This window comes from Streptomyces sp. NPDC036984, assembly GCF_055607665.1.
The window spans coordinates 531606-558170 of the sequence record NZ_JBVJRL010000003.1 but is presented as its reverse complement, the minus strand read 5'-3'; the positions used below and the strand labels follow the sequence as shown (position 1 = coordinate 558170).

At 73.2% G+C, this 26565-nt stretch carries 21 protein-coding genes and 2 pseudogenes; 8 read left to right on the top strand and 15 right to left on the bottom strand.

Features of this window, described 5'->3' with window-relative positions:
- Both ACZ7DL_RS09160 and ACZ7DL_RS09155 read left to right on the top strand, forming a co-directional pair.
- Positions 1 to 412: tetratricopeptide repeat protein (locus ACZ7DL_RS09160; RefSeq protein ID WP_470772681.1), on the top strand; the 412-nt coding region annotated here is incomplete at its 5' end.
- A 249-nt stretch (positions 413 to 661) separates the two neighbouring features.
- Positions 662 to 800, top strand: a pseudogene (locus ACZ7DL_RS09155) (transporter); the annotation flags it as partial.
- A gap of 71 nt (positions 801 to 871) precedes the next feature.
- On the opposite strand, the gene ACZ7DL_RS09150 reads toward ACZ7DL_RS09155, so the two are convergent.
- The 6 genes from ACZ7DL_RS09150 to ACZ7DL_RS09125 form a co-directional block, all read right to left on the bottom strand.
- Positions 872 to 2191: an ABC transporter substrate-binding protein gene (locus ACZ7DL_RS09150; RefSeq protein WP_470772679.1), complete on the bottom strand. Its 1320-nt coding sequence runs from the start codon at positions 2189 to 2191 to the stop codon at positions 872 to 874.
- Complete coding sequence (locus ACZ7DL_RS09145; protein ID WP_470772678.1) at positions 2188 to 3477, bottom strand: hypothetical protein; 1290 nt, start codon at positions 3475 to 3477, stop codon at positions 2188 to 2190. Before ACZ7DL_RS09145 ends, ACZ7DL_RS09150 begins: the two co-directional genes overlap by 4 nt.
- Positions 3474 to 5117, bottom strand: a complete 1644-nt coding sequence (locus ACZ7DL_RS09140) for a VWA domain-containing protein (RefSeq protein WP_470772677.1) — start codon at positions 5115 to 5117, stop codon at positions 3474 to 3476. Before ACZ7DL_RS09140 ends, ACZ7DL_RS09145 begins: the two co-directional genes overlap by 4 nt.
- 31 nt (positions 5118 to 5148) lie before the next feature.
- Positions 5149 to 7398, bottom strand: coding sequence for a serine/threonine-protein kinase (locus ACZ7DL_RS09135; RefSeq protein WP_470772675.1), 2250 nt, complete (start codon positions 7396 to 7398; stop codon positions 5149 to 5151).
- Positions 7395 to 9086, bottom strand: a complete 1692-nt coding sequence (locus ACZ7DL_RS09130; RefSeq protein ID WP_470772673.1) for a trypsin-like peptidase domain-containing protein — start codon at positions 9084 to 9086, stop codon at positions 7395 to 7397. Before ACZ7DL_RS09130 ends, ACZ7DL_RS09135 begins: the two co-directional genes overlap by 4 nt.
- Before the next feature lie 128 nt (positions 9087 to 9214).
- Positions 9215 to 9859: a phosphoribosyltransferase gene (locus ACZ7DL_RS09125; protein ID WP_470772671.1), complete on the bottom strand. Its 645-nt coding sequence runs from the start codon at positions 9857 to 9859 to the stop codon at positions 9215 to 9217.
- Between the two features lie 161 nt (positions 9860 to 10020).
- Here ACZ7DL_RS09125 and ACZ7DL_RS09120 point away from each other — a divergent pair, with 161 nt between their 5' ends.
- On the top strand, positions 10021 to 10788 hold the full coding sequence (locus ACZ7DL_RS09120; protein WP_470772800.1) for a polysaccharide deacetylase family protein: 768 nt from the start codon (positions 10021 to 10023) through the stop codon (positions 10786 to 10788).
- A 22-nt stretch (positions 10789 to 10810) separates the two neighbouring features.
- Here ACZ7DL_RS09120 and ACZ7DL_RS09115 read toward each other — a convergent pair whose 3' ends face one another.
- The gene (locus ACZ7DL_RS09115) at positions 10811 to 11824 is read right to left on the bottom strand and encodes a DUF2278 family protein (RefSeq protein ID WP_470772669.1); all 1014 of its coding nucleotides are present in this window, start codon (positions 11822 to 11824) and stop codon (positions 10811 to 10813) included.
- 194 nt (positions 11825 to 12018) lie between these two features.
- On the opposite strand from ACZ7DL_RS09115, the gene ACZ7DL_RS09110 reads away from it, so the two are divergent.
- Positions 12019 to 12459 carry an SRPBCC family protein gene (locus tag ACZ7DL_RS09110; protein ID WP_470772667.1) on the top strand — a complete coding sequence of 147 codons (441 nt, stop codon included), beginning with the start codon at positions 12019 to 12021 and terminating at the stop codon, positions 12457 to 12459.
- A gap of 85 nt (positions 12460 to 12544) precedes the next feature.
- Here ACZ7DL_RS09110 and ACZ7DL_RS09105 read toward each other — a convergent pair whose 3' ends face one another.
- The 6 genes from ACZ7DL_RS09105 to ACZ7DL_RS09080 all read right to left on the bottom strand — a co-directional run bounded on the left by ACZ7DL_RS09105 (position 12545) and on the right by ACZ7DL_RS09080 (position 19972).
- A complete protein-coding gene (locus ACZ7DL_RS09105; RefSeq protein ID WP_470772666.1) occupies positions 12545 to 13183 on the bottom strand; it encodes a LysE family translocator in 639 nt (212 codons plus the stop codon).
- Between the two features lie 62 nt (positions 13184 to 13245).
- Entirely contained in the window at positions 13246 to 14397 is a 1152-nt protein-coding gene (locus ACZ7DL_RS09100) for an XdhC family protein (protein ID WP_470772664.1), read from the bottom strand.
- Positions 14398 to 14442: 45 nt separating this feature from the next.
- A complete protein-coding gene (locus ACZ7DL_RS09095) occupies positions 14443 to 15900 on the bottom strand; it encodes an NCS2 family permease (protein WP_470772662.1) in 1458 nt (485 codons plus the stop codon).
- Between the two features lie 210 nt (positions 15901 to 16110).
- Positions 16111 to 18495, bottom strand: a complete 2385-nt coding sequence (locus tag ACZ7DL_RS09090) for a xanthine dehydrogenase family protein molybdopterin-binding subunit (RefSeq protein ID WP_470772661.1) — start codon at positions 18493 to 18495, stop codon at positions 16111 to 16113.
- Positions 18496 to 18497: 2 nt separating this feature from the next.
- The gene (locus ACZ7DL_RS09085) at positions 18498 to 19079 is read right to left on the bottom strand and encodes a (2Fe-2S)-binding protein (protein WP_470772659.1); all 582 of its coding nucleotides are present in this window, start codon (positions 19077 to 19079) and stop codon (positions 18498 to 18500) included.
- On the bottom strand, positions 19079 to 19972 hold the full coding sequence (locus tag ACZ7DL_RS09080; RefSeq protein WP_470772657.1) for an FAD binding domain-containing protein: 894 nt from the start codon (positions 19970 to 19972) through the stop codon (positions 19079 to 19081). The genes ACZ7DL_RS09085 and ACZ7DL_RS09080 overlap by 1 nt, the downstream gene beginning before the upstream one ends.
- Before the next feature lie 361 nt (positions 19973 to 20333).
- On the opposite strand from ACZ7DL_RS09080, the gene ACZ7DL_RS09075 reads away from it, so the two are divergent.
- Both ACZ7DL_RS09075 and ACZ7DL_RS09070 read left to right on the top strand, forming a co-directional pair.
- Positions 20334 to 22007: a PucR family transcriptional regulator gene (locus ACZ7DL_RS09075; RefSeq protein WP_470772656.1), complete on the top strand. Its 1674-nt coding sequence runs from the start codon at positions 20334 to 20336 to the stop codon at positions 22005 to 22007.
- A gap of 167 nt (positions 22008 to 22174) precedes the next feature.
- Positions 22175 to 22939, top strand: a complete 765-nt coding sequence (locus ACZ7DL_RS09070) for a hypothetical protein (RefSeq protein ID WP_470772655.1) — start codon at positions 22175 to 22177, stop codon at positions 22937 to 22939.
- Positions 22940 to 23063: 124 nt separating this feature from the next.
- On the opposite strand, the gene ACZ7DL_RS09065 is transcribed toward ACZ7DL_RS09070, so the two are convergent.
- Complete coding sequence (locus ACZ7DL_RS09065; protein ID WP_470772653.1) at positions 23064 to 23858, bottom strand: GntR family transcriptional regulator; 795 nt, start codon at positions 23856 to 23858, stop codon at positions 23064 to 23066.
- A 191-nt stretch (positions 23859 to 24049) separates the two neighbouring features.
- Here ACZ7DL_RS09065 and ACZ7DL_RS09060 point away from each other — a divergent pair.
- Positions 24050 to 24565 (top strand): annotated as a pseudogene (locus tag ACZ7DL_RS09060) ((2Fe-2S)-binding protein); the annotation flags it as partial.
- A gap of 289 nt (positions 24566 to 24854) precedes the next feature.
- Positions 24855 to 25895: a DUF2637 domain-containing protein gene (locus ACZ7DL_RS09055; protein ID WP_470772651.1), complete on the top strand. Its 1041-nt coding sequence runs from the start codon at positions 24855 to 24857 to the stop codon at positions 25893 to 25895.
- 83 nt (positions 25896 to 25978) lie between these two features.
- Here the strand turns inward: ACZ7DL_RS09055 and ACZ7DL_RS09050 are convergent, their stop codons facing one another.
- The gene (locus ACZ7DL_RS09050) at positions 25979 to 26434 is read right to left on the bottom strand and encodes an ATP-binding protein (protein ID WP_470772650.1); all 456 of its coding nucleotides are present in this window, start codon (positions 26432 to 26434) and stop codon (positions 25979 to 25981) included.
- Positions 26435 to 26565: the final 131 nt, after the last annotated feature.

The window sequence follows — 26565 nt, the reverse complement described above, 5'->3', positions numbered from 1 at the left end:
GACCAGCCGCAACAACCTCGCCCTCGCCTACCAGGACGCAGGAGACCTCGACCGCGCCATCCCCCTGCTCCAAACCACCCTCGCCCAACGCGAACAGATCCTCGGCGACACCCACCCCCACACACTGACCAGCCGCAACAACCTCGCCCTCGCCTACCAGGACGCAGGAGACCTCGACCGCGCCATCCCCCTGCTCCAAACCACCCTCGCCCAACGCGAACAAATCCTCGGCGACACCCACCCCCACACACTGACCAGCCGCAACAACCTCGCCCTCGCCTATAAAGCCGCCGAAGCCATGCAACCGAGCAGTCCAGGAACCTCACCCTGCGCAGCTGGTCCTCAGCAGCCATCTGAAGTCGTTGGACCACCCTTCAGACCTTGCGGACCACCAGCCGATGGTTCGGGATGAAGAGGTCACGCCAGCGGGTGCGATTGGTCGCGGTTCGGCATGCCGTAGCGGGGAGAGAAGCCCGGGTTCGCATCCGCGTTCCTCTCCCCGTTGAAATGGTTGAGGCCCCCAGCTTGGCCCGCCCGGTTACAGCTTCGACTGCGCTGCGTATGGCGCTCCGGCAACCTGCGCGAATCAGATCGCGAGCCTGTGGGACGCCGAAGGCCTTCCGAAACACACGGCACCGCAGGGTGACAGCTTCGAGAACAGTCGTGGGCGGCGATCCTGTTCGCCCCGACGCTCGTCGGGACCCACATGCCCGAGCTGAGCTGGAGCTTCGGGTATGCGTTCGCGATCGGGCTGATGGGCGTGGTCTGTGCGGCGGCTGTACCTGGTGTTCAAGTGGCGCGGCCGGTTCCGGGGAATGCGCGCGGTCCGGCGTACGGCGGTGGGCGGGCGTGCCCGTCGCCGTGCGCCGGTTCACCGTCTGCGGTCGCACGCCGACGGCAGCCAGGTCAGGCCCGGGGTGCCGCTGAGGGTGTCCAGGGAGCGCAGCAGGGCGTCCAAGTGGTCGGGGTGGGCGAGGTATTCGATCGTCGCCTCGGCGAACGCGTCGCGTACCGACGGCGGCATCGCGTCGGAGGCGTCGAAGCAGTGCACCTCCCGCTCGTCGCGGAGGGTGGCCGCGAGGGAGCGGTGCCAGGCGGAGCCCGCGTCGTCCCCGGCGGGCTGGACGCCGGCATGGACGGAGAAGCCGGACTCCTGCTCGGACCAGGCACGTTGGGCGTCGGCGGAGGCCAGGTAGCGGATCAGCTTCTTCGCCTGCGGGGTGGCGTGCAGGAGGGCGACCAGGTCGCCGGAGACCTCCCACGCACGGGGTTCGGAAGCCCCGAAGATCAGCTGGGCGGAGGGCTGGTAGCGGCCGTCGGCGTGCTGCCAGGCGGCCCTGCTGCGGATGAACGACGCCTGGTGCTCCAGCAGACAGCCCCGCGGGGTCGCGGTGACCGGCTCCGACGCCCGCTGGTACGGCGTCTTCAGGGCCCGCCGGACGAGGGCCGGAGCGCCGCCGGCCCCGACCAGGTCGTGCCAGACGGACCACGCCTCGCGCACCTGCTTCGACCGCCACGAAAGGTCGCCGCGCACCCACTGCTCGTACACGCCCGGGCCGTACCGCTGGAGCAGGATGTCCTCGATCCAGTCGGTGCCGGGCCAGCCGCTGGTGGCGCCGGAGCCCATGCCGACGCACCACGCGGCCGGCCGGTGCACCTCCTGTTCGAGCTCCTGCGCACCGACGTCGGCCGGGTACCAGACGATGCTCTTCAGGTCGGCCTTGAGCGGGAACCAGTACACGTGCCCGTCCGCCAGGGGTGTGGCCCAGGACGTGCCGAAGTCCGCGCGGTTCACCAGCCCTTCGAGGGGATAGAGGTGTTTCTGCCGGGCGTATTCGGCGAGTTCGCCGGGGCCGGTGAGCACCACCACGTCCGGTGGCGTCCCGGCCTCGACGTCGGCGCCGAGCACCTGGCTCTCGGCGTTGCTGCCCTGGTAGTCGACCTTGATGTGGTACTTCCGCTCGAACGGTTCGATGACCGCCTCCCGGAAGCGCCGCTCGTCGTCGCGCGTCCAGTTGGCCAGCAGGGTGACGGTCGGCTCCTGACCGAGGGCGCGTACGCCCACCACGACGGCCGCCGCCAGCACGGCCAGGCAGCTCGCCACCACGGTGACGGTGCGGACCAGGCGGCGGGAGGGGCGGGGCCGGGTGTCGGGGGCGGCCGCCGTGGAGCCGCCGTGGCCGGCGCTCACCGGGGCCTGAACCGGTAGTCGTCGATGTGCCGCCGCAGGCCCGTTTCGGCCAGTGCCATGAGCAGGACGCCTCCTATCAGGATCCACACCGCCGCTGCCGCGCGGAAACCGGTGTGTGCCAGGTACGAGGCGGTGTGCCGCCCCGCGTCGGGAATGAGCCGCCCGGGCAGCGGGCGGTCGAGCAGGGTACGGGTGTCCGTCATTCCCTGCTGGGTCCATACGGTGAACAGCACGGTGGCGCCGACCCCGGCGAACAACAGGACGGCCGCCGCAATGAGTTGGCGGTTGAAGCGGCGCCGGAACCGGCGGCGCAGGAAGAGCTGGGTCTCCAGCAGGGCCGCGCCGAGGGCGAGGGTCAGCAGCAGGGTGACGCTCCAGGCGAGCCACAGCAGCGGGCCGAACGAGGTCTGCCGCTGCACGGCGGCGCGCTGCTGGTGCTGGAGCGCCGTCAGGCGGGCCTGTATCCCGGCGCCCTTCTCCGTCAGGATGCTGGTGGCGTAGCTCAGGTACGCCTCGCGCAACACGCTTCCGTCGGGCTGGAGTTGGGACTGCTGGACCTTGACGGCGTAGACGGTGATCAGCCCGGCGACCGTCTGCAACGCCTGCCGGCCCGCCGGACCGGCGAGGTCGTCGTCCGCCGCGGCGGCCGCGAGGCTCTGCGCGGCGACGGAGATCTGCTTCTGGAAGTCGCTGGTCGGGGCCGGCGCGCCGGCGTCCCGCTGGGCCTGGACGAGTGCGTACTGCGCGGTGTCGAGCGACAGGACGGCCGGAGCGGTGGAGGTGCGCAGCGGGTTCGCGTCACCGTGCACGCCCTGGTACGACACGAACAGGGACAGCGTGAGCAGGGCCGACAGGGCCAGCAGCAGGCGGTGGCGGACGGTGAGGTCGCGGGCGGTCGTACTGCCGGCCTCCGGCGGGCGTCGCGCGGCGCCGGCGAACCGGTCGAGCAGCCGGCTGAGGCGGCTGGGCGCCCGTCCCGGTGAGCGGTGGTCGGCCTGACGCGCCCGCGAGTGCGGGGCGGCGGTCGGGACGGCGGCCGCGCCGGTGCCGGTACGGGCCTCCGCGCGGGCGGTGGTACCGGTGCGGGCTTCCGCGCCGGCCGTCGCGCCGGTACGGACTTCCGCGCCGGCGGTGGTACCGGTGCGGGCGGCCGGGCCGGGGGTCGTACCGGTACCGGCGGCCGGGCCGGGGGTCGTACCTCGGAACCTGCCGGGAACCGGGCGTCTGTCCCTGCCGGGCGTCGTGCCTCCGTCCCCGCCGGGCGTCGTTCCGTTGCCGGTTTTCATGCCGGTGCCCCCCTCAGCAGCCGTCCGCAGTCGCCCCCGCAGTAGAGGGAGTCGGCCGGACCGAGCCACTTGCAGTCCGGGCACTCGACCAGCCCGTCGGGCCGGACGGGCAGGGCGGAGCCGACGGGGCCCGGTGAGCCGGCGGCCTCGGCGCCTGCCCCCGGGGGCTCGGAAGCGCGGGCCCCGGCGGGTGCCGAACCGCCGTCGCCACGACCCCCGGAAGCACCGCTCCGTGCGAAAGCCCCCGCCCCGCCCGGGCCCGCCGCCGGCGGCGCGGCCGTCGGCTGTTCCGGTGGGGTCGTCAGGGCGCTGGACAGGATCAGGTGCTGCCAGTCGACGTCCTTGAGGCCGGTGCGGACCCGGCCGGCGCCCGGTGCGGCCTCGATCAGCCGGAGTGCGCCCAGCAGTTGGGCGTCGGCCAGTTCGCCGGCCAGGGAGAGGGCGCGGGCCAGTTCGCGGTCCGCCGCCTCCCGGCCGTCCGCGCCGCCCAGCCAGGCCCGGTACGCCTTGGCGACGGCGGCGCTCGCCTGCTGGTACAGCTCGTGCCGGCGGACTCCGGGATGCTGCCGGGAGGCGTCGAGCGGGTTGTCGGTCCAGCGCACCAGGATGGGCTGCGGCACGGGCAGCCGTACCGGGCGCCGGACGTCGGGCACGAGGACCTCCACGGCGGCCAGCTGGAGGTCCTCACCGGTCTCGCGGCCGGTCGGGTCGGCGGTGAGGACGACCTGGAAGTGCCGTACCTCGTCGCCCCAGGCGCGGGTGACGTACTCCACGGCGCGGCCGCCGGACCCGGCCGGGACGGGCTGGAGTTCCTGCTCGTTCGGCACCACCTGCTTGACCTGGCGGATCGCCGTGCCGGGGGTGGGGGTGAGCCGGATGCGCAGTTCGGGCACCGCCGTACCGAGCAGTCCTGCCACCAACTCTTCGTATGCTGCCGGTAGTTCGGCCTCGGCGCGGACGGCTCGGGCGCGGCCGTGCAGCCGCCGGGTGATGGTCAGCAGGAGTTCGGCGTCCCAGTCGTCGCCGATGCCCCAGGCGTCGCAGACGAACTGGCCCGCGCAGGCGTCGAGGACGGTCTCCAGCGGCCGGCGGGAACGGTGGTCGTGCTCGTTGCGCCCGTCGGTGAGGAGCAGGACGTGCTTGACCGGCGCGGGCTGGTCCTTCAGGAGCCGCCGGGCGAGTTCCAGCCAGGTGCCGATGGCGGTGCCGCCGTCGGCGTCCAGGATCCGTACGGCGCGTTCGGCGGCCTCGCGTTCGCCGGGCCCGGCGACGGCGAGCACCGGGCGGCCGGGCCCGGGGTGGACCACGGTGGCGTCGAACCGCCCGGAGAGCACGGCGAAGGCCGTGCCGTCGGGCAGCATCCGGACCGCCGCGGCGGTGGCGTCCTTGGCCGCGTGCAGTTTGGCGGCCGGGTGGAGCATCGAGCGGGAGGTGTCGACGATCAGCACCTCGGCGAGCGCCGACCCGGTGCCGGGCGCGGGTGCGCCGGCGGGGTGCGTGCCGCCCCGGCTCCTGACCCCGATCTCCAGGATGGCGTGCATCTCCCGCTCGGTGCGGTGCCCGGCCGCGTCCGGCACGGCGGGCAGTTCCTTCTGCTGGCCGACCGCGAGGGTCACCTCGGTCTCCTCGGCCACGGTCATCGCTGCCTCTCCCCCCGGATTCGTGATGTGGTCAAAAGGTGGTCATCGGCCGGACCGCGTGGGCCAGGTCGAGCAGCCGGCCGTGCTCCCCGGCGGTGCGGGCCTGCGCGGCCAGCTGCCGGAAGGAGTGCTCCAGCCGGGTGCGCAGGCTGTCCTCGTCCCCGGGTCCGAAGAGATCACCGGCGGGGAACTCCGGCCCCCAGCCCTGGGCGGGGCGGCTGTGCAGGGCGTTCTCCAGGACCTCGGCGACCAGCCGGGCCCGGGACTCGCCGGCCGCGGCGCCGCCGTCCAGGCGCAGTTCGGGCAGCCGCCGGGCCGCGTCCCGCAGCCCGTCCGGGGCGGGCGGGCTGCCGTGCAGAATCCCGGCGCGGATGCGTACGGCCGCGATGCGGGCGGCGTCGTAGTGCCGGGAGGTGGCGGGCACCTCGTCGAGGACGTGGACGGCGGCGTCCCGGTCACCGGCGGTCAGGTGGCCGCGGGCCAGGCCGAACGCGGCGGCGGTGTGCGCGGAGTCCCGCCTGAAGACGGCCTCGTAGTACCGCATGGCCCGGGCCGGGCCCGCCTCGGCGGTGTGTTCGGCGCAGTAGCCGAGGGCGAGCTTGGGCACGTACTCGCCGGGCAGGGCCCGGTAGACGGCGTCGAAGCGGGCACCGGCGTCCCGCACCTCGCCCTTGCTGAGCTGCAGGACGCCACGGTGCCAGGCGATGCGCCAGTCGTAGGCGGCGGCGCGTTCACCGAGCTGGGTCTCGGCCTCGGCGAGCCAGCTCTCCGCCGCGCGCTGCTCGCCCTTCCTGAGGTAGGCGCGGCACAGCCACAGCGCGGTCTCGGGGGTGGCGAGACGGTTTTCGCGCGGCCACTCCTCGGCGACCCGGTCGGGGGCCTCGGGCGGGAAGGCGTCCAGCAGCAGGGCGGCGCCGTCGTCGGGGTCGGGCACCGGCTCCGGCAGGGCGCCGGCCACCTCGGCGGGGGCGGGCGGAGAGACGTCCAGGCCGGCGGGCCGCTCGCCGGAGCGGCCGGTCCAGTGGTCCAGGGCGGGGATCGCGCCGAGTCCGGCGTCGAGGCTGGCGCCGGAGGCGCGGAACCGGGTGGAGCTCTCCGGCAGCTGCTCGCCGAACTGGAGCGATCGGAACTCGCGCAGGACTTCCCAGAGTTGACGGGACATCTCGGCCGCCGAGCGGAACCGGGCGCCGGGATCGGGGTGGGTGGCGCGGGCGATGAGGCGGCGGAAGGAGTCGGGCGCGAGCCCGCGGGCGGGTTCGGTGCCGCGGGCCAGGGACTGGAGGGTCATGCCGACGGTGTAGAGATCACTGTCGACGTGCCAGCCACGGTGGTCGATCTCCTCCTTGGGGGGTGCGAAGCCGGCTGTGTAGACGTAGGCGGAGGTGCGGTCGCCGATGGCGCGGACGGCGCCGAGGTCGATGACCTTGACGGCCCGGCCGAAGTGGATGACGTTGGCGGGCTTCATGTCGCAGTAGAGCAGGCCGCGTTCGTGCATGTACTGGAGAGCGCCGAGGATCTTGCACCCGTAGGTGAGGACGTGGTCGAGACGGGGGCGGCCGTGGAAGATCCGCTCGATGTCGTCGGCGTCGAAGAGCTGCTGGAGGGAGCGTCCGCCGATGTAGTCCATGACCAGGTAGCCGGTGATCGAGCGGCCGGGGGCCCGGTGTTCGGCGTAGGTGATGATGCGGACGATGTCGGGGTGGTGCAGGTCGGTGAGCGAGCGGCGCTCCTCCACGGCCGTGCGGCGGGCGAGCGCGTCGTGCACGTTGATCTGGCCCTTGAGGGCGACCCGGTGGCCGTCGGCGCGGGTGTCCTCGGCGAGGTGGATCCAGCCGAGGCCGCCGTGGGCGATGCAGCCGAGGACCCGGTAGTGGTCTGCGACGACGTCGCCCTTGGCGAGCGGGGGCAGGAAGGAGTAGGGCGTGCCGCAGCGGGGGCAGCGGCCGGTGGGGCGGGCGGGCTGGCCGCCGTAGCCGATGCCGATGGTCATGGTGCAGCCGTTCGCACCGCAGCGGCGGCCCCCGGTGGGCGGTCGCGGGTCCTCGACCACCACGTCGGCGGGGACGGGGACCTCGGGCAGGACGACCAGTCCGTGCTGGTCGAGTTCGCCGATGCCGGCGACGGCGTGGACGGCGGCCGGGCCGGGGGGTTCCTCGGCGGTGGTGGCCGGGGGCCGGGCCGGCGGTTCGGTGCGCGACTCGGCGTGCCGGTGGCCGCAGGTGTCGCAGTAGCCGGTGCCCATGATGCGGCCTGCGCAGCCGGGGCGGATGCACGAGGTCACGACGCGCCCTCCTCTTCGGGTGCGGTGGCGGAGCAGAAGCCGACGAACCGCTCCACGGCGGCCTCGGCCCGCTCGATGTCGCAGGGGGTCTGCCGCAGCAGCGACAGGGCTTCCTCGTAGAACTGGTAGGCGGCCATGACCCGGTCGCCCTGGGCGGCGGCCCGTTGCCGGCACAGCGGCCACTCGGCGCCGACCCGGCCGAGGAGTTCCTCGCGGCGGCGCAGCCGGGCGTCGAGCATGCCGATGGCCCGCTCCAGGCGCCGCCGGCGCCGGCCGACGGCCTCCTCGAAGGTGAACAGCAGGTCGGCGCGGGCCGGCTGGCGTTCCTGGTCGGGGAGGTGGGCGACCCAGGCGCGCAGCATCCGGGTACGCCGTACGCCGGCTTCGGCCTGGTCCAGCAGCGGTCGGGTGCCGGGCCGGGGCAGTACGCGGTGCCGGTGGACGTCCAGGGCGGGACCCAACTCGTCGGTGACGCGGACGATGTCGTCGTGCAGCCGGGCCCAGCGGTCGCGCAGCGGGCGGTGTACGAGGGTCTCGGCGGCCTGGGCGGTGCGCTCGCCGGGGCCGCGGAAGGCGAGCAGCAGCCGGGCGCCTTGCCGGGCGAGCCGGTCCAGGAGGCCGAGCAGCGCGTCGGGGTCGGATGCCTCGTCCACGGCGACCAGGACGGCGGCGAGTGGGACGCGCAGGGTGCCGAGACGTTCGGGCCGGGGGTCGTCGCGGATGCCGAGGCGTTCGGCGATCCGGTCCATGACCTCGGCGACCGTCAGTCCCTTGACGTCCAGGGCGAGATCGTGGGCGCCGGCGGGCGGCACGGTCTCGGGCGGGTCGTGGCTGACGGCGCTGGTGTTGCGGTCGGTGCGCAGCTCGCGGTCGGCGAGGGTGACGGCCCGCTGGAGGGTCCAGGCGCGGTCGCCGCGGGCGGGGACGACCGTGACGAGGACCGGCCAGCCCGCACCGCGGAACCAGGAGGCGAGTTCGGTGGCGAACGGTACGTCGAGCCGGCCGGCGGCGGCGCCGGTGCCGGTGCGCAGCCGCGGGTCGACGGCCTCGGCACCGTCGGTCCAGGCGGCGACCTGCGGCAGATGGCTGAGGATGGTCTCGGTGGGGCTCATGTAGCTGAAGGCGGAGCCGGGTCCCTCGTCGACGCTGAGGACGATGCCGATGACCTGGTCGGTGGCGTCGTCCACGACCCCGCCGCCGCTGAAGCCCGGGGCGGCGAGTTCGCCGGGGGTGAGCGGGCGCAGCTGCACCTGGCTGTCCCGGCCGCGCGCGGCGACCAGGGTGGCGCCGTGCCAGCGCCCGCCGTCGTCTCCGTCCGGGAAGCCGTACATGCTGACGGGGCCGTGCGGGGCGGCGAGCCGGTAGAGCCGGGTGGTGTGCTCGGCGGGCAGCGGTGCGGCCAGTCGCAGCAGGGCGAGGTCGCCGCTGCGGTCGCCGAAGGCGTCCTCGCGCTGGGGCACGTGCTCGTCCGGGCGGACGGTGGCGGCGACGGCGGCCAGGCCGGGAACGCCGACCAGGCGTACGGCGTAGCGGTGGCCGGGGCTGACGACATGGCCGGCGGTGAGCACCCGCTCGCGAGCGAGCAGCACGCCCGCGCCGAGGACCCGTCCGTCCGGCGTCTCGATGCGCGCGATCCAGGACGGTGTCCGTAAGCGCGATGTGACGACTCGCTCCCCCGTGCGCGTCATGGTCCCGAGGTTACTCCGCGTGCCCGCCCGGTACCACTGGTGTGCACGGGGTCGTTGCCATGGTGCGGGGCCAAGGCTCGCGGGAGCGGTGAGGGACGACCGGGCCGCTCCTCTCGCCGTCGTCGGTCTCAGGCGCCCCGCAGGGCGGTGAGCACCTGGTTGTCGCTGAGTTGTCCGAACTCGGCGTACCACTGGCCGACCGCGGTGAAGCCGGCCGGTCGGTGCGGGCAGATCACGGTGTCGGCCTCGGCGGCGAGCCGGTCGACGGCGCCCGGGGCGCCGACGGGTACGGCGAGGACGAGGTGGGCGGGCTCGCGGCGGCGGACATGGCGCAGGGCGGCGCGGGCGGTGGCGCCGGTGGCCAGACCGTCGTCGATCACGATCACCGTGCGGCCCTTCAGGTCGGGCGGCGGGCGGTCGCCGCGATAGCGCCGCTCGCGGCGGTGCAGTTCCTGCCGCTCGCGGGCCACCGCCGCGGCGAGCGAGTCCTCGGTGAGGCCGAGCCGGCCGAGGCTCTCGGCGTCGAAGAGGGGTGGGTCGTCCGCGGCGAGCGCGCCGACGCCGAACTCCGCGTGGTGCGGGGCGCCGATCTTGCGGACGACGAGGACGTCGAGCGGGGCGCCGAGGGCCCGGGCGACGGGCTCGGCGACGGCGACCCCGCCGCGGGGCAGGGCGAGGACGACGAGGGGATCGGCGAGGACGCCCTGTTCGCGCAGGTCGCTCAGTAGCCCGGCGAGTTTCCGGCCGGCTTCGGCGCGGTCCCGGAAGTACATGAGTGGTCCTTCCGCCGGGGTGTGCGCTCCCCCTCCACCCATGGTGCTACGGCGCTGCGGCCACCCGGAATCCGAACACCTGCACTATACACGCAGTGTATAGTCCGGGCATGCCTCAATCGACGGAAACGATCTCGACTCCGAAGCCCGCGACCAGGAAGATGCGCGAACCGGGCCGAAGGTTGCGCGGCTGGGCGCTCGCATCCGCCGCGGCCTGCCTGACGCTCACGCTGTCCGGGTGCGCGCAGGTCGACGCGACCGCACCGAGCGCCGCGCGCGCCGAGGCGGCCCACGGGGCGCCGGCCGCCTTCGGATCCGTCGACTGCCGCGAGGCCAAGTGCATCGCGCTGACCTTCGACGCGGGACCCAGCGAGAACTCGGCGCGGCTGCTCGACATCCTCAAGGAGAAGAAGGTCCCGGCCACCTTCTTCCTGCTCGGCAAGCGGCACATCGAGAAGTACCCGGAGCTGGTCAAGCGGATGGCGGCCGAGGGCCACGAGGTCGCGAGCCACACCTGGGACCACAAGATCCTGACCCGGATATCCGACGCGCAGATACGCGAGGAGCTGAAGCGGCCCAACGACGCGATCGAACGGCTCACCGGGCACAAGCCGACGCTGATGCGCCCGCCGCAGGGCCGTACCGACGCGAACGTGCACGAGATCTGCAAGGAGCTGGGCCTGGCGGAGGTGCTGTGGAGCGTGACCGCCAAGGACTACACGACGAACGACTCGGCACTCATCACCAAGCGCGTCCTCGACCAGTCGTCCCGGGACGGGATCATCCTGCTGCACGACATCTATCCCGGGACCGTGCCGGCCGTGCCCGGCATCATCGACGCGCTGAAGGCGCGCGGCTACGTCTTCGTGACGGTCCCTCAGCTGCTGGCGCCCGGCAAGGCCGAGCCCGGCAAGGTGTACCGCCCCTGACGCACCGCCGTCCGCGTGCCCCTCAGAAGACCACCGACCAGCCCTCGAGGGCGGCCTCGTCACCGGTGTACGACACTCCGTGGACCTTCAGGCCGGCCGCGTCGAGCAGCGTGATCTCGCCGCCGTGATTGCCGAGTTGGCCGTCGGTGGTGAGGGGCACGGTGAGCCAGGCGCCGGCCGCGAGCGGTGCCGTGGCCGGGACCGGAGATCCCTCGCCGAGGCGGCTGACGATGCGCCAGCCGGCCAGGTCCACGGGATCCGGTGAGGCGTTGAGGAGGGTCACGGTCTCCGCCTCGGGGGCCGGGCCCTTCGGGTTGACCAGCGCCGCGACGATCCGCACGGGCTGCGTACCGGGCTCGGGCCGGGTGCCGTCGACGTCGTCCAGGCTGTGCCCGGTGGTGTCGTCGGTGTGCCACGACTGGCTCTGGAAGGCCAGGAAGATGCCGACCCAGCGGGCCTGTCCGGGGAAGTGCAGCAGGAGTCCGCCGTCCTGCCAGACGCCGTCGTCGCCGGTGAACCGCCGGCTGTTGCCCTGGTTCATGTGGACGTCGTGCACGCCGTTGCCGGGCAGGAACCCGAACACCTTGTCCTGGCGGGCCGGTTCGGGGCCGAAGCGGGCGCCGAAGAGGTACAGCCGGGCGTCGGCGTCGGCGACCGCACGCTGCACGTAGTGGTCGAGGAGGTCGGCCAGGTCGTTGTCCGGGCCCGCGACGTCCGGCGGGAGCGAGCGCATCCCGGCCGGGTCGAAGAGGTTGCCGCGCACGAAGTCGAGGTTCGGGCCGCCGGGACCGGCCGGCAGGGTGTTCCAGCCGCTCGGCAGGCCCTCCAGGCGGGCCGTCAGCGGATGCCGGAAATCATCGGCGACCAGGTAGAGCAGCTCGGAGGGGCGCTCCTGCGAGAGCACGTTGACCGCGGCGCGGTAGTGGGTGCCCTGGTCATCCGTGAGGTGGATCTGGTAGTGCGGTGTGTCCTTCGCGCCTTCGCGCCGGGTCTCGACGGCACGGGCGATCAGGACGCCGTAGTTCTTCAACGGCATGGCGATCAACTCCCCCGGGAGGCGGGCGGTTTGCCCGGCCCATGGCAGGAAGCCTAGAAGCAGGAGGACCGACGCGCCGCCCCGCGCACCGACTGTTTCAGGATACGACGCCGCGCGGACACCTGCTACGCGAGCGGGGTGAGGCGGAGCGCCGAACGCGCAGGTGAAAGGCGCCCATTGCCTACGATCGTGCCGTGCCCACTTTCTCCTTCGCACGTACGGCGCCTCTCCCGCTCGACGAGGCGTGGCGCCGGCTCACGGAGTGGCCCCGCCACGCCGCCGCGGTCCCGCTGACCCGGATCAAGGTGCTCACGCCCGCGCCGACCCGCGAGGGCACCCGCTTCGTGGCCCGGTCGGGCCTGGGCCCGTTCGCCTTCGACGACGTCATGGAGGTGACGGTCTGGCGCCCGCCCGGCGACGGCGAGGGCGGCCTGTGCCGGCTGGAGAAGCGCGGCCGGATGATCCTGGGCTGGGCGGAGATCGAGGTCCGGCCGGGGCCCGGAGGCCGTAGCCGGGTGGTGTGGCGCGAGGAGCTCCGCATCCGTTTCCTGCCCCGCGCCTTCGACGGCGTCCTGACGGCGGTCTCCCGCCGGATGTTCGGCCGAGCGGCGAACCGCCTGCTCGGACAAGCGTGAGCCACCCCGCCGGACGAGACGGCCACGGGCCGGCCGGGGCGGGCGGGCCTGAGCCGGCCCGTCAGTAGCCCGCCACGGCCGGTGTTCAGTCCGTACGGCCCGTCGCCGCGACCGTCACGCCCAGGCCGATCATCGTCAGGCCGCCCGCCCCGCCGACCGCCGCCAGCCGCCGGGGCGAGCGGGCGAACCAGTCGCGGGCGGCCGCGGCGGCCAGGCCCCAGACGCTGTCGGAGACCACCGCGATGGCGTTGAAGACCAGGCCGAGCAGCAGCATCTGCGCGGGGACGTGGCCCTGCTCCCGGTCCACGAACTGCGGCAGCACCGCGGCGAAGAACACCATCGTCTTGGGGTTGGCCACACCGACCGCGAAGCCCTCCCAGAGGGTGCGCAGGCCGCCGTGGGCCGGGCCGGACTCCCCGAACGCGGCCCGCAGCGAGCCGCGCTGCCGCCACGCCTTGACGCCGAGGTACACGAGGTAGGCGGCGCCCGCGAGCTTCAGGGCGGTGAAGACGAGGACCGAGCGCTCGACGATCGATCCGATGCCGAGCGCCACGGCGACGACGAGCAGATACGCGCCGAGCGTGTTGCCGACGACGGTGGTCAGCGCGGCGCGGCGCCCGTGCGCCAGGGCCCGCCCGACCACGAACAGCACACTGGGGCCGGGCACCAGGATCAGCAGGAAGGACAGCGCGGCGAAGGCCGCAAGCCGGTCGGGGGACACCATGGCCCCATGCAAGCACGGGGACGGCACCGGGCGGCAACCGCTTTTCCCGCGGGGCTCGGCCCTCAGGCCACCGACCCGATCCGCCCCGCCGGCCGCGCGGCCGTGTCGTGGTGGATGGGCGTGTGCGCGCCGGTCAGCGACGCCCCGCTGCCGCCGCGCCGGCCGGCGACGATCTCCGCCGCGATCGACAGCGCCGTCTCCTCCGGCGTACGGGCGCCCAGGTCCAGGCCGATCGGGGAGTGCAGCCGGGCCAGCTCCAGCTCGGTGACGCCGACCGCGCGCAGCCGCTCGTTGCGGTCCAGGTGGGTACGGCGGGAGCCCATCGCGCCGACGTAGGCGACCGGCAGCCGCAGCGCCAGCCGGAGCAGCGGTACGTCGAACTTGGCGTCGTGGGTGAGGACACAGAGGACCGTACGGCCGTCGACCTCGGTGCCCTCCAGGTACCTGTGGGGCCACTCGACGACGATCTCGTCGGCCTCGGGGAACCGGGCCCTGGTGGCGAACACCGGGCGGGCGTCGCACACCGTCACGTGGTAGCCGAGGAACTTGCCGACCCGGACCAGCGCCGACGCGAAGTCGATCGCGCCGAAGACGATCATCCGGGGCGCGGGGACCGAGGACTCCACCAGGACGGTGAGCGGGGCGCCGCAGCGGGAGCCCTGCTCGCCGATCTCCACGGTGCCGGTGCGGCCCGCGTCCAGGAAGGCGGCGGCCTCGGCGGCGACCGTGCGGTCCAGCTCGGGATGGGCGCCGAAGCCGCCGTCGTAGGACCCGTCGGGGTGGACGAGGAGGGCCCGGCCCCGCAGCTGTGCCGGTCCCTCGGCGATCCGCGCGACCGCCGCCGCCTCCCCACGAGCGGCGGCGGCCAGCGCGGCCGCGACCACCGGCCGGGCGGGACCGTCCGCCCGGACCGGAGTGACGAGGATGTCGATGACGCCGCCACAGGTCAGGCCGACGGCGAAGGCATCCTCGTCGCTGTACCCGAAGCGCTCCAGGACGGTCTCCCCGTCCTCGAGCGCCTGCCGGCACAGCTCGTACACGGCGCCCTCCACACACCCACCGGAGACCGAGCCGATGGCCGTGCCGTCGGCGTCCACCGCGAGGGCGGCGCCGGGCTGGCGCGGGGCGCTGCCGCCGACGGCCACCACGGTGGCGACGGCGACGTCACGGCCCTGCTCGACCCACCGGTTCAGCTCTTCGGCGATGTCCAGCATCTGTCGGTCTCCTAACGGGGTCGGGGGTGGAGGACGCGGGGCGGGCTAGTGCACGCCCAGCCAGCCCTCGATGGGATGAAGGGCGAAGTAGACCAGGAAGACGACCGTGAGGCCCCACATGAAGACCCCGATCTCGCGGGCCTTGCCCTGGGCCGCCTTGATGGCGACGTAGGAGATGACGCCCGCGGCCACACCGGAGGTGATGGTGTACGTGAACGGCATCAGGACGACGGTCAGGAAGACCGGGACGGCCGTCGCGCGGTCGGCCCAGTCGACGTGCCGGGCGTTCATCAGCATCATGGCGCCGATGACGACCAGGGCGGCGGAGGCGACCTCCTGCGGGACGAGCGCGGTGACCGGGGTGAAGAACAGGCAGGCCGCGAAGAACAGGCCCGTCACGACGGAGGCCAGACCGGTACGGGCCCCTTCGCCGACGCCCGTGGCCGACTCGATGAACACCGTCTGGCCGGAGCCGCCCGCCACACCGCCGATCGCGCCGCCGGCACCGTCGATGAACAGCGCCTTCGACAGGCCTGGCATCCGGCCCTTGTCGTCGGCGAGGTTCGCCTCGGTGCCGACGCCGATGATCGTGGCCATCGCGTCGAAGAAGCCGGCGAGCACGAGGGTGAAGACGATCATGCCGACCGTCATCGCGCCGACCTGGCCCCAGCCGCCGAACTCCACGTCCCCGAAGAGCGAGAAGTCGGGCATCGAGACCGCGCTGCCGTGCAGCTCGGGGGTGCCGTTGGCCCACTGCTTGGGCTCGATGACGCCGAGCCCGTTGAGGACGGCGGCGACGACCGTGCCGGAGACGATGCCGATGAGGATGGCGCCGGGGATGTTCCGGGCCTGGAGCATGAAGATCAGCAGCAGGGTGCCCGCGAAGAGCAGCACGGGCCAGCCGGCGAGTTCGCCGGCGGGGCCGAGGGTGACCGGGGTGGCCTTGCCCTGGTGCACGAAGCCGGACTTGTAGAAGCCGATGAGGGCGATGAACAGGCCGATGCCCATGGTGATCCCGTGCTTGAGCGCGAGCGGGATCGCATTCATGATCATCTCACGCAGGCCGGTGACGACCAGCAGCATGATGACCACGCCGTACATCACGCACATGCCCATGGCCTGCGGCCAGGTCATCTCCGGGGCGACCTGCGAGGACAGGACGCCGGAGACGGAGAGGCCGGCGGCGAGGGCGAGCGGCACCTTGCCGACGAGACCCATCAGCAGCGTGGTGAAGGCCGCCGCGAACGCGGTCGCGGTGATCAGCGCCTTCTGGCCGAGCGTGTCCCCCGCCGCGTCCTTGCCGGACAGGATGAGGGGGTTGAGCAGGAGGATGTAGGCCATCGCCATGAAGGTGGTGATGCCGCCGCGCACCTCACGCGCGACCGAGGATCCTCTTCTGGATATGTGGAAGTACCTGTCGAGCCAGGACCTGCCGGCCGGGACGCGGCTGCCATCACCGGCGTCGTCGGCTGCGGTCCTGGGCTCCACTGACTGCTGGGTCATGGTGCCATCTCCCAAGGTTCACAGGGGCACCCGCGCAACCGCCCTGAGCGGACACGGGATTTGGGAATGGACGACCCGGGGGACGGCCCGAGACGAACGAATTTCCTGGTACTTCAAGGACCGCGAGCGGTGCGGAACTCAAAGGGGGTTCCTCCGGGCGGCGCGGCGGAGTGTGTGACGTTCCCTGTGCCGCCCGGAGAGCTGTGGGTGTTACGCGGTCCCCGTGAGGTGCTCGGGCCGTACCGGAGTGCGGTTGAGCTCCAGCCCGGTCGCGTTCCGGATCGCCGCGAGGACGGCCGGGGTGGACGACAGGGTGGGGGCCTCGCCGATGCCGCGCAGCCCGTACGGGGCGTGCTCGTCGGCGAGTTCGAGCACGTCGACCGGGATGGTCGGCGTGTCGAGAATCGTGGGGATCAGGTAGTCCGTGAAGGAGGGGTTCCTGACCTTCGCCGTCTTGGGGTCGACGATGATCTCCTCCATCACCGCCACGCCCAGGCCCTGGGTCGTACCGCCCTGGATCTGGCCGATGACGGAGAGCGGGTTGAGCGCCTTGCCGACGTCCTGGGCGCAGGCCAGTTCGATGACCTTGACCAGGCCGAGCTCGGTGTCGACCTCGACGACGGCGCGATGGGCGGCGAAGGAGTACTGGACGTGTCCGTTGCCCTGGCCGGTGCGCAGGTCGAAGGCCTCGGTCGGCCGGTGCCGCCACTCCTCCTCGACCTCCACGGCCTCGCCCTCCAGGACCTCGACCAGGTCGGCGAGGACCTCGCCGCCGTCGGTGACGACCTTGCCGCCCTCCAGCAGGAGTTCGGCGGTCGCCCAGGCCGGGTGGTAGGAGCCGAACTTGCGCCGGCCGATCTCCAGGACCTTCTCGCGGACCAGCTCGCAGGCGTTCTTCACGGCGCCGCCGGTGACGTACGTCTGCCGGGAGGCGGAGGTGGAGCCCGCGGAACCGACCTGGGTGTCGGCCGGGTGGATCGTCACCTGGGCCACGCCCAGCTCGGTGCGGGCGATCTGCGCGTGGACGGTGACACCGCCCTGGCCGACCTCCGCCATCGCGGTGTGCACGGTCGCGACCGGCTCGCCGCCCACGACCTCCATGCGCACCTTGGCGGTGGAGTAGTCGTCGAAGCCCTCGGAGAAGCCGACGTTCTTGATGCCGACCGCGTAGCCGACGCCGCGGACGACGCCCTCGCCGTGGGTGGTGTTGGACAGACCGCCGGGCAGCTGTCGTACGTCGGCGCCCTCGCTGGACTCCCACTGGCGCTCGGGCGGCAGCGGCATCGACTTGACGCGGCGCAGCAGCTCGGCGACGGGGGCGGGGGAGTCGACGGGCTGGCCCGTCGGCATGATCGTGCCCTGCTCCATCGCGTTCAGCTGCCGGAACTCCACCGGATCCATGCCGAGCTTCTTGGCCAGCTTGTCCATCTGCGCCTCGTAGGCGAAGCACGCCTGGACCGCGCCGAAGCCGCGCATGGCGCCGCAGGGCGGGTTGTTGGTGTAGAGGGCGATGGCCTCGATGTCGACGTCGTCGATCACGTACGGGCCGACCGACAGCGAGGAGGCGTTGCCGACGACCGCCGGGGAGGCGGAGGCGTAGGCGCCGCCGTCCAGGACGATCCGGCACTTCATGTGCGTGAGCTTGCCGTCCCTGGTGGCGCCGTGCTCGTAGTACAGCTTGGCCGGGTGCCGGTGGACGTGTCCGAAGAAGGACTCGAACCGGTTGTAGACGATCTTCACGGGCTTGCCGGTGCGCAGCGCCAGCAGGCAGGCGTGGATCTGCATCGACAGGTCCTCGCGGCCGCCGAACGCGCCGCCGACGCCGGCCAGCGTCATGCGCACCTTCTCCTCGGGCAGGCCGAGGACGGGCGCGATCTGGCGCAGGTCGGAGTGGAGCCACTGGGTGGCGATGTAGAGGTGGACGCCGCCGTCCTCCTCCGGCACGGCGAGGCCGGACTCGGGGCCGAGGAAGGCCTGGTCCTGCATGCCGAAGGTGTACTCGCCCTCCACGACCACGTCCGCGCGCTTGCGCGCTTCCTCCACGTTGCCGCGGATGATCGGCTGGCGGTGCACGATGTTCGGGTGCGGGACGTGCCCGGCGTGGTGGTCGTCGCGGCCCTCGTGGACGAGGATCGCGTCCGGGGCGGTCGCGGAGGCCTCGTCGGTGATGACGGGCAGCTCCCTGTACTCCACCTTGATCTTCGCGGCGGCGCGGCGGGCCGTCTCCGGGTGGTCGGCGGCGACGATCGCGACCGGCTCACCGTGGTGGCGTACCTTGCCGTGCGCGAGGACCGGGGTGTCCTGGATCTCCAGGCCGTAGTTCTTCACCTCGGTGGGCAGGTCGTCGTACGTCATGACCGCGTACACGCCGGCCATGGCCAGGGCCTCGGAGGTGTCGATCGACACGATCTCGGCGTGGGCGACGGTGGAGCGCAGGATCTGGCCCCACAGCATGTCCTCGTGCCACATGTCGGACGAGTACGCGAACTCGCCGGTGACCTTGAGGGTGCCGTCCGGGCGGAGCGTGGACTCGCCGATGCCGCCCTTGGTCTGCGAGCCCTGCGTGATCTTCGTAGGGGCGCCGTTGGTGGGCATCGTCAGACCTCCTCGGACTGGCGGGCGGCCGCGAGACGGACCGCGTCCATGATCTTCTCGTAGCCCGTGCAGCGGCACAGGTTGCCCGACAGCGCCTCGCGGATGTCCGCGTCGGTCGGGTTCGGGTTGCGCTCCAGCATCTCGTCGGCGGCGACGAGCAGACCCGGGGTGCAGAAGCCGCACTGGACGGCGCCGGCGTCGATGAACGCCTGCTGGATCGGGGACAGCCCGGTGCCCTCGCCGGTCTGCGAGTCGGTGCCCTTGGCCTGCCACGACTTGGCCTCGTCGAGCGAGGTGCCGCAGGCGCCGCTCGCGCAGCCGCCCTCGGCGCGCTGCTTGGCGTAGTCCGCGAGGCCCTCGACGGTCACCACGTCACGGCCCTGGACCTGGCCGGCCGCGACCAGGCAGGAGCAGACGGGCACGCCGTCCAGCCGCACGGTGCAGGAGCCGCACTCGCCCTGCTCACAGGCGTTCTTCGAACCCGGAAGGCCGAGGCGCTCGCGCAGGACGTAGAGCAGGGACTCGCCCTCCCAGACGTCGTCGGCTTCCTGCGGACGTCCGTTGACGGTGAAGTTGACGCGCATTACGCAGCTCCCTCAGTGGTGCGGCGGGTGCCGCGGTACGACTCCCAGGTCCAGGTGAGCGTCCGGCGGGCCATGATCCCGACCGCGTGCCGGCGGTAGCTCGCGGTGCCCCGGACGTCGTCGATCGGGTTGCACGCGGCCGAGCACAGGTCCGCGAACTGCTTGGCGACCGACGGGGTGATGATCTTCCCGTTGTCCCAGAAGCCGCCCTCCTCCAGTGCCGCGTTCAGGAACTCCTCGGCGGCCTTGGCCCGCACCGGGGTGGGGGCGGCCGAGCCGATTCCGGTGCGTACGGTCCGGGTCTCGGGGTGCAGGGCGAGACCGAAGGCGCACACGGCGATGACCATGGCGTTGCGGGTACCCACCTTGGAGTACTGCTGCGGGCCGTCCGCCTTCTTGATGTGTACGGCGCGGATCAGCTCGTCGGGCTGGAGCGCGTTGCGCTTGACGCCCGTGTAGAACTCGTCGATCGGGATCAGCCGGGTGCCGCGGGCCGCCGACGCCACCTCGATCTCGGCGCCGGCCGCGAGGAGGGCGGGATGGGCGTCACCGGCGGGCGAGGCCGTGCCGAGGTTGCCGCCGACGCCGCCGCGGTTGCGGATCTGCGGGGAGGCGACCGTGTGCGAGGCGAGCGCCAGGCCCGGCAGCTCGGCACGGAGGTTCTCCATGATCCTGGTGTACGGGACGGAGGCACCCAGCCGTACGGTGTCCTCGCCGACCTCCCATTCGTAGAGGTCACCGATGCGGTTCAGGTCGAGGAGGTACTCGGGCCGGCGGTGGTCGAAGTTGATCTCGACCATCACATCGGTGCCACCCGCAATCGGCACAGCGGTGGGGTGCTCGGCCTTAGCGGCGAGCGCCTCCTCCCAGCTGGCGGGGCGAAGGAAGTCCATGACCGGCTCTCTTCTTCGTCTCAGTGCTCTTGAAGTCGTACAGATTGAGCCAATCCGTGTGCGGCGGGCCCGGCTCGTTCATGTGCTGTTAACGCGGAGTGGACTCAGTACACCGCCCGGTACTCCGGCGGGGTCAGTCACCGAAACCATGAAGGAGTTGGCTGGCCAGGTCAGGCATCTTGTAGATTCGTATGAACGGGGGTCATCGGTAACCTCTCCGTTTTCCTGAGGAAACGCGGGAAACAGCGCGGAGACCTCGGAACGCGTCCCCGGGCGCCCGGTTCCGGGTGGCTCCGGCCGGCTGCCCTTCCACCCTCCAAGATCCATCGTAGGTTTCGAGACAAAGAACGGCGGCGACGAGATGCGGCTGCGCGCACTGCTGGACACCGACGCGCTGGGCCTGCGGCTGCTCGGCGGCGAGGACGAGCTGGACCGCGCGGTACGCGGGGTCATGACCACCGACCTGCGCGACCCGAGCCGCTACCTCTCCGGCGGCGAGCTGGTGCTGACGGGCCTGGCCTGGCGCCGGGACGCCCACGACTCCGAGCCCTTCGTACGGATCCTGGTGCAGGCCGGGGTCGCGGCCCTCGCGGCCGGCGAGGCCGAGCTGGGCGATGTGCCGGACGACCTGGTGCTGGCCTGCGCGAAGCACCGGCTGCCGCTGTTCGCGGTGCACGAGTCGGTGGCGTTCGCGACGATCACCGAGCATGTGGTCCGGCAGGTCTCCGGTGAGCGCGCCGGGGACCTGGCGGCGGTGGTGGACCGGCACCGCCGGATGATGACCTCGGGCCCCGCGGGCGGCGGCCCGGACGTGGTGCTGGACCTGCTCGGCTCCGACCTGGACCTGCGCGCCTGGGTGCTCTCCCCCACCGGGCGGCTGATCGCGGGCTCCAAGGAGTCCGGCCCCGCGCTGCCCGCCGAGACCTGCGCCCGGCTCGCCGCCGAGCACCTGGCGGCCGCCCGCACCGGCCGCCGCGGCCCGCACCGGCTGCTGCTGCACGGCACCACGTACTCGCTCTTCCCGATCCGCTCCTCCGGCCGCTCCCCGCAGGGCTCCCGCGATGTGCGCGAGACGGTCCTGTCGGACTGGCTGCTGGCCGTGGAGGCGGACGCGGGCGACTGGCCCGAGGAGCGTCTCGACCTGCTCCAGGGCGTCACCCAGCTGATCGCCGTCGAGCGGGACCGCCGGGACGCGGCCCGCACGGTCCGGCGCCGGCTCGCCCAGGAGGTGCTGGAGCTGGTCCAGACGGGCGCCGCGCCCGCCGAGATCGCGGCCCGCCTGCGGGTCGCGGCGCCGGTGCTGCTGCCCGGCCTCGGCGCGGCCCCGCACTGGCAGGTCGTGGTGGCCCGGGTCGACTGGGAGGGGGACGGGGTCGAGGGCGGCCCGATCGCGCAGTCCCTGCTGGAGGAAGTGCTGGTCGACCCGCTGGCGACCGGCCCCGAGCCGTTGGACCGGATCGCCGTAGCGCACACCGGCGACGAGGCGATCGCCCTGGTCCCGCTGCCCGCGGTCTCCTCCGAGCACGACGGCTCGGAGACCGGGCTGCTGGCCGACGCCCTGCTCCAGTCGGTACGGGAGCCGCTGTCGGCGGGCCTGGACGGCGACGGGCGGCTCACCCTCGGCGTCAGCGCGGCCGTGCACTCGGCGGAGGGCCTGCGTGGCGCCCTGGAGGAGGCCCGGCACGCCCGCCGGGTGGCCGCCGCCCGCCCCGGCCGGGTCTGCGCGGCCGGCCACCAGGAACTGGCCAGCCATGTCCTGCTGCTGCCCTTCGTCCCGGACGACGTCCGCCGCGCCTTCACGGCCCGCCTGCTGGACCCGCTGAAGGACTACGACCGCCGGCACCGGGCCGAGCTGATCCCGACCCTGGAGGCGTTCCTGGACTGCGACGGCTCCTGGACCCGCTGTGCCACCCGTCTCCACCTGCACGTCAACACACTGCGCTACCGGGTGGGCCGGATCGAGCAGTTGACGGGACGGGACCTCTCCCGACTCGAGGACAAGCTGGACTTCTTCCTCGCGCTGCGCATGAGCTGAGGCCAGCGGGGGCGTGCGGGGGCCAAACCCGGTCACGCCCACACGCCCCCACTTTGTGAAATCTTTCACCCACCCTCTTGGCCCGGCCCCGTGATTGGTGCTGGAATGCCGCCACCACTCAACAGCTCGATGGCGTGCTCGGGGAGGGCAACGTGGCGCATACCGCCATGTCTGGTAACGGAACGACCGGTGACGATCCTCTCCAGACCGCGGTATGGCGGTTGCGCAGCCGAGCCTGCTGGGCCGACGCGGCGGCCCTGCTGCCGGCCGACCGCCCCGCCCCGGCGTTGCAACGGGCCGCCCTGCTGGTCGAACGGTGTCTGTACACCGAACGGGGCTGGGAGGAGGCGGAGGACGCCCTGCGCACGGCGGAGGCGCTGGCGCACAGCGACGAGGAGCGGGGCGCTGCGGCCTGCGAGCGCGGCCAACTCGCTTACGCGGCAACGCTGCACGGCGTGCGGGACCGGGCCGACGAGGCACGGGCCGCGCTGGGCCGGGCGGCGGCGCTGATCCCGCCGGGGGGCGCGGGCAGGGCCCTTCTGGACTTCCGCCGGGGCCTGCTCGCCGAGAACCTGACCCGCTCCCCGCAGGCGGCCCGTGCCGCGTACCGCCGGGCCCACGCGGGCGCCGCCGCGCATGCCGATCCCCTGCTGCTGTCCTTCACCTGGCGCCATCTCGCCGGACTCGCCCTGCGGGAAGGCGAGTTGGCCGAGGCGCGGCACGGTTTCGCCGAATCCCTGCGGATCCGGGAGGAGTTGGGCTACCTGGTGGGCACGGCCCCGGCACTCGCCTCGCTGGCCGACACGGAGGAGGAACCCGAGGCGTCCCGACTACGGGAGGAGGCCCGCCGCTTGTTCCGGCTGCTCGGAGGTGTGCCGACGTGGCTGGCCCGCCAGCTGGCTCCGCCGGCTCCGGGGGCGGCGACGGCGTAGGGGACGGCGACGGCGCAGGGGGGAGGGTGGCCGGGGTTCGCCGCCGGGTGCGGGCCCGCGCGCCTTTGCTCGCGCCGTTCCCGCGCCCCTTTCGGGGCACGTCAGCCGCTGCACAGGGCACTTGTCAGCTCGCGCCCGCGAAGTGCTCCCCCACCAACGCCCGCACCACATCCACGTCACCCGCGGCGAGCGCGTCCAGCAGAGCCATGTGCTCCGCCGCGTCCGCGACCAGTTCCGCCCGGCTCCGGCGGACCGGCGGCCACTGCGCCCGCCGGTGCAGGTCCTCGGCGATGCGGACCAGCTGTGCGTTGCCCGACAGGGCGAGAAGCGCACGGTGGAAGGCGCGGTCGGACTCCACATACGTCACCGGGCAGCCGGTGGCGGCCGCGCGTACCGTCTCCTCCGCGAGCGGCCGCAGCTCGGCCCACCGCCCGGCCGGCACAGTCCGGGCGAGCCGCAGCATCACCGGCACCTCGATGAGCGCGCGCACCTCCGCCAGCTCGGCCAGCTCCCGCGCGCCCCGTTCGATCACCCGGAAGCCGCGGTTGGGCACGACCTCGACGGCGCCCTCCAGCGCGAGCTGCTGCATGGCCTCGCGCACGGGCGTGGCCGAGACGCCGAAGCGTTCGCCGAGCACCGGCGCCGAGTAGACCTCGCCCGGCTTCAGCTCGCCGGTGGCCAGTGCCGTGCGCAGGGCGTCCAGGATCTGCCCGCGCACCGAGGAGCGCTGCACCGCGGCCCGCGGCGCGGGGAGCGGCCGCTCGCCGTGCGTGTGCTCACCGCGGGCCGTGTCCGGCACCACGGCGTCCGGCACCACCGCGTCCCGCTCCCGGCCGGGACCGGCGTCCGCCGGGCGCTGCTGCGCCGGCACCCGGGCGGCGATCTGCGCGCCCGCGGTGCCCTGCACGCCCTGCTCCACGGGTCCTCCTGGCGGCTTGTCGGTACTTGGGGTCATTAACGACGGGTTGTCGCTTGTCCGTCAAGCACCTTAGGCGCACCGGGCGACACTTCAAACTTCACCGAGGCCGAATAAGGCAAGCCTTACCTATGTGATGTGTCCCGGCGTCCACGGACCGGTGGTTCCGCCATGCCCGCTGCGGCCTCGCCGCTCACCGCCGCGTACGACCGCCTCGCCGCGGCCTTTCCCGGACCGACCGTGACCGAGGTGGGCCCGGACGACCCGGCACCCCGGGGCGGCGGCCGGGCCGGCGCCGCCGGGCTCAGGAGGCCCTGCGCGCCGAGGTGCGGGCGGCCGTGGCCGAGCACCTGGAACCGGCGCTGACCGCCTTCGGGCCCCGGATGCGGCGGCGAGGGCGCGCGCCGTGGGGCATGGCGACCGACGAGGTCGTGCAGGGGCTGTGGTACGCAGCCGGGCTGTTCGGCGAGCGGGAGGCCGCGCGGGCCGTTCGGGAGCTGCAACTGCTGCTGCCGGGGGCGACCCCGCCGTACACCGGGTCCGCCGGGTTCCGGGTGCCGGCCGGTCCGGACGGTGCGCCGCCGGCCACCCGGGACCGGGCGAGCTGCTGCATGTTCCACACCGTTCGCCCGGAGGACACCTGCGCGACATGCCCGCGTACCTGCGACAGCGCGCGCGTCGCCAAACTCACTGCTGCTGCGGCCGCTTGACGGATACTCAGGGCTGCACGGCCGCGCGCCCACTGAGATCATCGCCGCCGGACCGCCCACGTGTTCACAGCTTCCTCACCCACCGCTGGAACTTTCCGTGGAACCACCCGTACGGGTAGTCTTATTCGAACTCAACTCCCGCCCCTCACACGGCAGTTCGAGCAGAACGCCATCCTGGGCAGCCCCTTGCCCCTCCTTGGCGGCCTCTTGCCCCGAAACCCCCTGAGGGCCCTCGGGAGTGGGCCACTATGGCGGGCGTTACGCCCTATCCCAATGCAAGGGACCCCTGATGAGACTGACCGACATATCGCTGAACTGGCTGCTTCCGGGCACCGTGCTGCTCCTGGGCATGCTGGTGGCGGTGGCGGTGCTCGCGCGCGGCAAGCGCTCCTCCGGGGAGAACGCGAGCGCGGACGACTCCTGGGAGCGCAGCGAGGAGCGCCGCAGGCGCAAGGAGGCCATCTACGGCACGGTCTCCTATGTGCTCCTGTTCTGCTGTGCGGCGGTGGCGGCGGCCCTGTCCTTCCACGGCCTCGTCGGCTTCGGCGAACAGAACCTGGGACTGACCGACGGCTGGCAGTATCTGGTGCCGTTCGGCCTGGACGGTGCGGCGATGTTCTGCTCCGTCCTCGCGGTGCGCGAGGCCAGCCACGGTGACGCGGCCCTCGGCTCCCGGATACTCGTCTGGCTGTTCGCCGCGGCCGCGGCCTGGTTCAACTGGGTGCACGCGCCCCGGGGTATCGGTCACGCCGGCGCTCCGCAGTTCTTCTCCGGCATGTCGCTGTCGGCGGCGGTGCTGTTCGACCGGGCGCTGAAGCAGACCCGCCGGGCCGCGCTGCGCGAGCAGGGCCTGGTGCCGCGCCCGCTGCCGCAGATCCGGATCGTCCGCTGGGTGCGGGCGCCCCGCGAGACCTACAAGGCGTGGTCGCTGATGCTCCTGGAGGGCGTGCGCAGCCTCGACGAGGCGGTCGAGGAGGTCCGCGATGACAAGCGGCAGAAGGAGGAGACCCGGCAGCGGCGGCGCGACCAGCAGCGCGTGGAGCGCGCCCAGCTGAAGGCGATCAGCCGGGGCCACCGCGGCTTGGTCGGCCGGGGCGCCGGCCGGGAGGTCGAGGTACAGGTGGAGCGCGGACCCGCGCCGGCGACCGCGGAGCCTGCCATATCGACCGCGGAGCAGCTGCCCGTCCGCGCTCGGCCCTCCCTTCAGCCGGTCCGCAGCAAAGCTGAGCCGGTGACCGTCGACCTCACCGCGGAGGACGACACCATGGCCCTGCCGCGCCTCGACTCCCTGGAGCGCAAGCTCAAGGACCTGGAGCAGCAGTTCGGCTGACAGCCGGCCCCGCGGCAGGGCCGCGGCAACGGGACGGGGGCGTGACCGGACGGGTCACGCCCCCGCCCCGTTGCCGCCCGGCCTCAGGCCGCCTCGGCGTCGAGTTCGAACCACACCGACTTGCCCACCCCGTGCGGCCGTACGCCCCAGGCGTCGGCGAGGGACTGCACCAGCACCAGTCCCCGGCCGTGGGTGTCGTCGCCCGTGTCCGGAGCCCGCAGCTCGGGTCTGCGGGTCACGAAGTCCCGTACCTCCACCCGCAGCCCGCCGGACACCACGACGGCCGTGAGGACGGCGTCGTCGTCGGTGTGGACGAGCGCGTTGGTGACGAGTTCGCTGGTGAGCAGTTCGGCGATCTCCGAGCGGCCGGGTTTGCCCCAGTGCCGCAGCAGTTCGCGCAGCTCCCGGCGGGCCTCCGGTACCGCCCTGAGGTCCGCCCGGCCGAGCCTGCGCCGCAGCCGCCGCGGGTGTTCCGTGATGGTGTCGGCCATTTCCCCCGTGACGTCCCCCGTCTTCGCCGAGGAGGCCCCGATGGTCACGGGACCGCCCCCTCGCGCCTGCCTCTTCATGACCCCCGCCCGCACGCCGCTGGACCCTGCCCCTCCTGGTCGAACACGTTCACGGGGGATGCTTGCCCAGGACGCTCCCGGGCAGTCCTGGCGTATGCCCG

What these genes read in the sequence shown, in the direction of transcription:
- ACZ7DL_RS09080 (WP_470772657.1), bottom strand. Translation starts at nt 19,972, where the DNA reads ATGGACTTCCTTCGCCCCGCCAGCTGGGAGGAGGCGCTCGCCGCTAAG.
- ACZ7DL_RS09105 (WP_470772666.1), bottom strand. Translation starts at nt 13,183, where the DNA reads ATGGTGTCCCCCGACCGGCTTGCGGCCTTCGCCGCGCTGTCCTTCCTG.
- ACZ7DL_RS09125 (WP_470772671.1), bottom strand. Translation starts at nt 9,859, where the DNA reads ATGTACTTCCGGGACCGCGCCGAAGCCGGCCGGAAACTCGCCGGGCTA.
- ACZ7DL_RS09100 (WP_470772664.1), bottom strand. Translation starts at nt 14,397, where the DNA reads ATGCTGGACATCGCCGAAGAGCTGAACCGGTGGGTCGAGCAGGGCCGT.
- ACZ7DL_RS09085 (WP_470772659.1), bottom strand. Translation starts at nt 19,079, where the DNA reads ATGCGCGTCAACTTCACCGTCAACGGACGTCCGCAGGAAGCCGACGAC.
- ACZ7DL_RS09070 (WP_470772655.1), top strand. Translation starts at nt 22,175, where the DNA reads ATGTCTGGTAACGGAACGACCGGTGACGATCCTCTCCAGACCGCGGTA.
- ACZ7DL_RS09140 (WP_470772677.1), bottom strand. Translation starts at nt 5,117, where the DNA reads ATGACCGTGGCCGAGGAGACCGAGGTGACCCTCGCGGTCGGCCAGCAG.
- ACZ7DL_RS09075 (WP_470772656.1), top strand. Translation starts at nt 20,334, where the DNA reads ATGCGGCTGCGCGCACTGCTGGACACCGACGCGCTGGGCCTGCGGCTG.
- ACZ7DL_RS09115 (WP_470772669.1), bottom strand. Translation starts at nt 11,824, where the DNA reads ATGCCGTTGAAGAACTACGGCGTCCTGATCGCCCGTGCCGTCGAGACC.
- ACZ7DL_RS09090 (WP_470772661.1), bottom strand. Translation starts at nt 18,495, where the DNA reads ATGCCCACCAACGGCGCCCCTACGAAGATCACGCAGGGCTCGCAGACC.
- ACZ7DL_RS09055 (WP_470772651.1), top strand. Translation starts at nt 24,855, where the DNA reads ATGAGACTGACCGACATATCGCTGAACTGGCTGCTTCCGGGCACCGTG.
- ACZ7DL_RS09130 (WP_470772673.1), bottom strand. Translation starts at nt 9,086, where the DNA reads ATGACGCGCACGGGGGAGCGAGTCGTCACATCGCGCTTACGGACACCG.
- ACZ7DL_RS09095 (WP_470772662.1), bottom strand. Translation starts at nt 15,900, where the DNA reads ATGACCCAGCAGTCAGTGGAGCCCAGGACCGCAGCCGACGACGCCGGT.
- ACZ7DL_RS09120 (WP_470772800.1), top strand. Translation starts at nt 10,021, where the DNA reads ATGCGCGAACCGGGCCGAAGGTTGCGCGGCTGGGCGCTCGCATCCGCC.
- ACZ7DL_RS09145 (WP_470772678.1), bottom strand. Translation starts at nt 3,477, where the DNA reads ATGAAAACCGGCAACGGAACGACGCCCGGCGGGGACGGAGGCACGACG.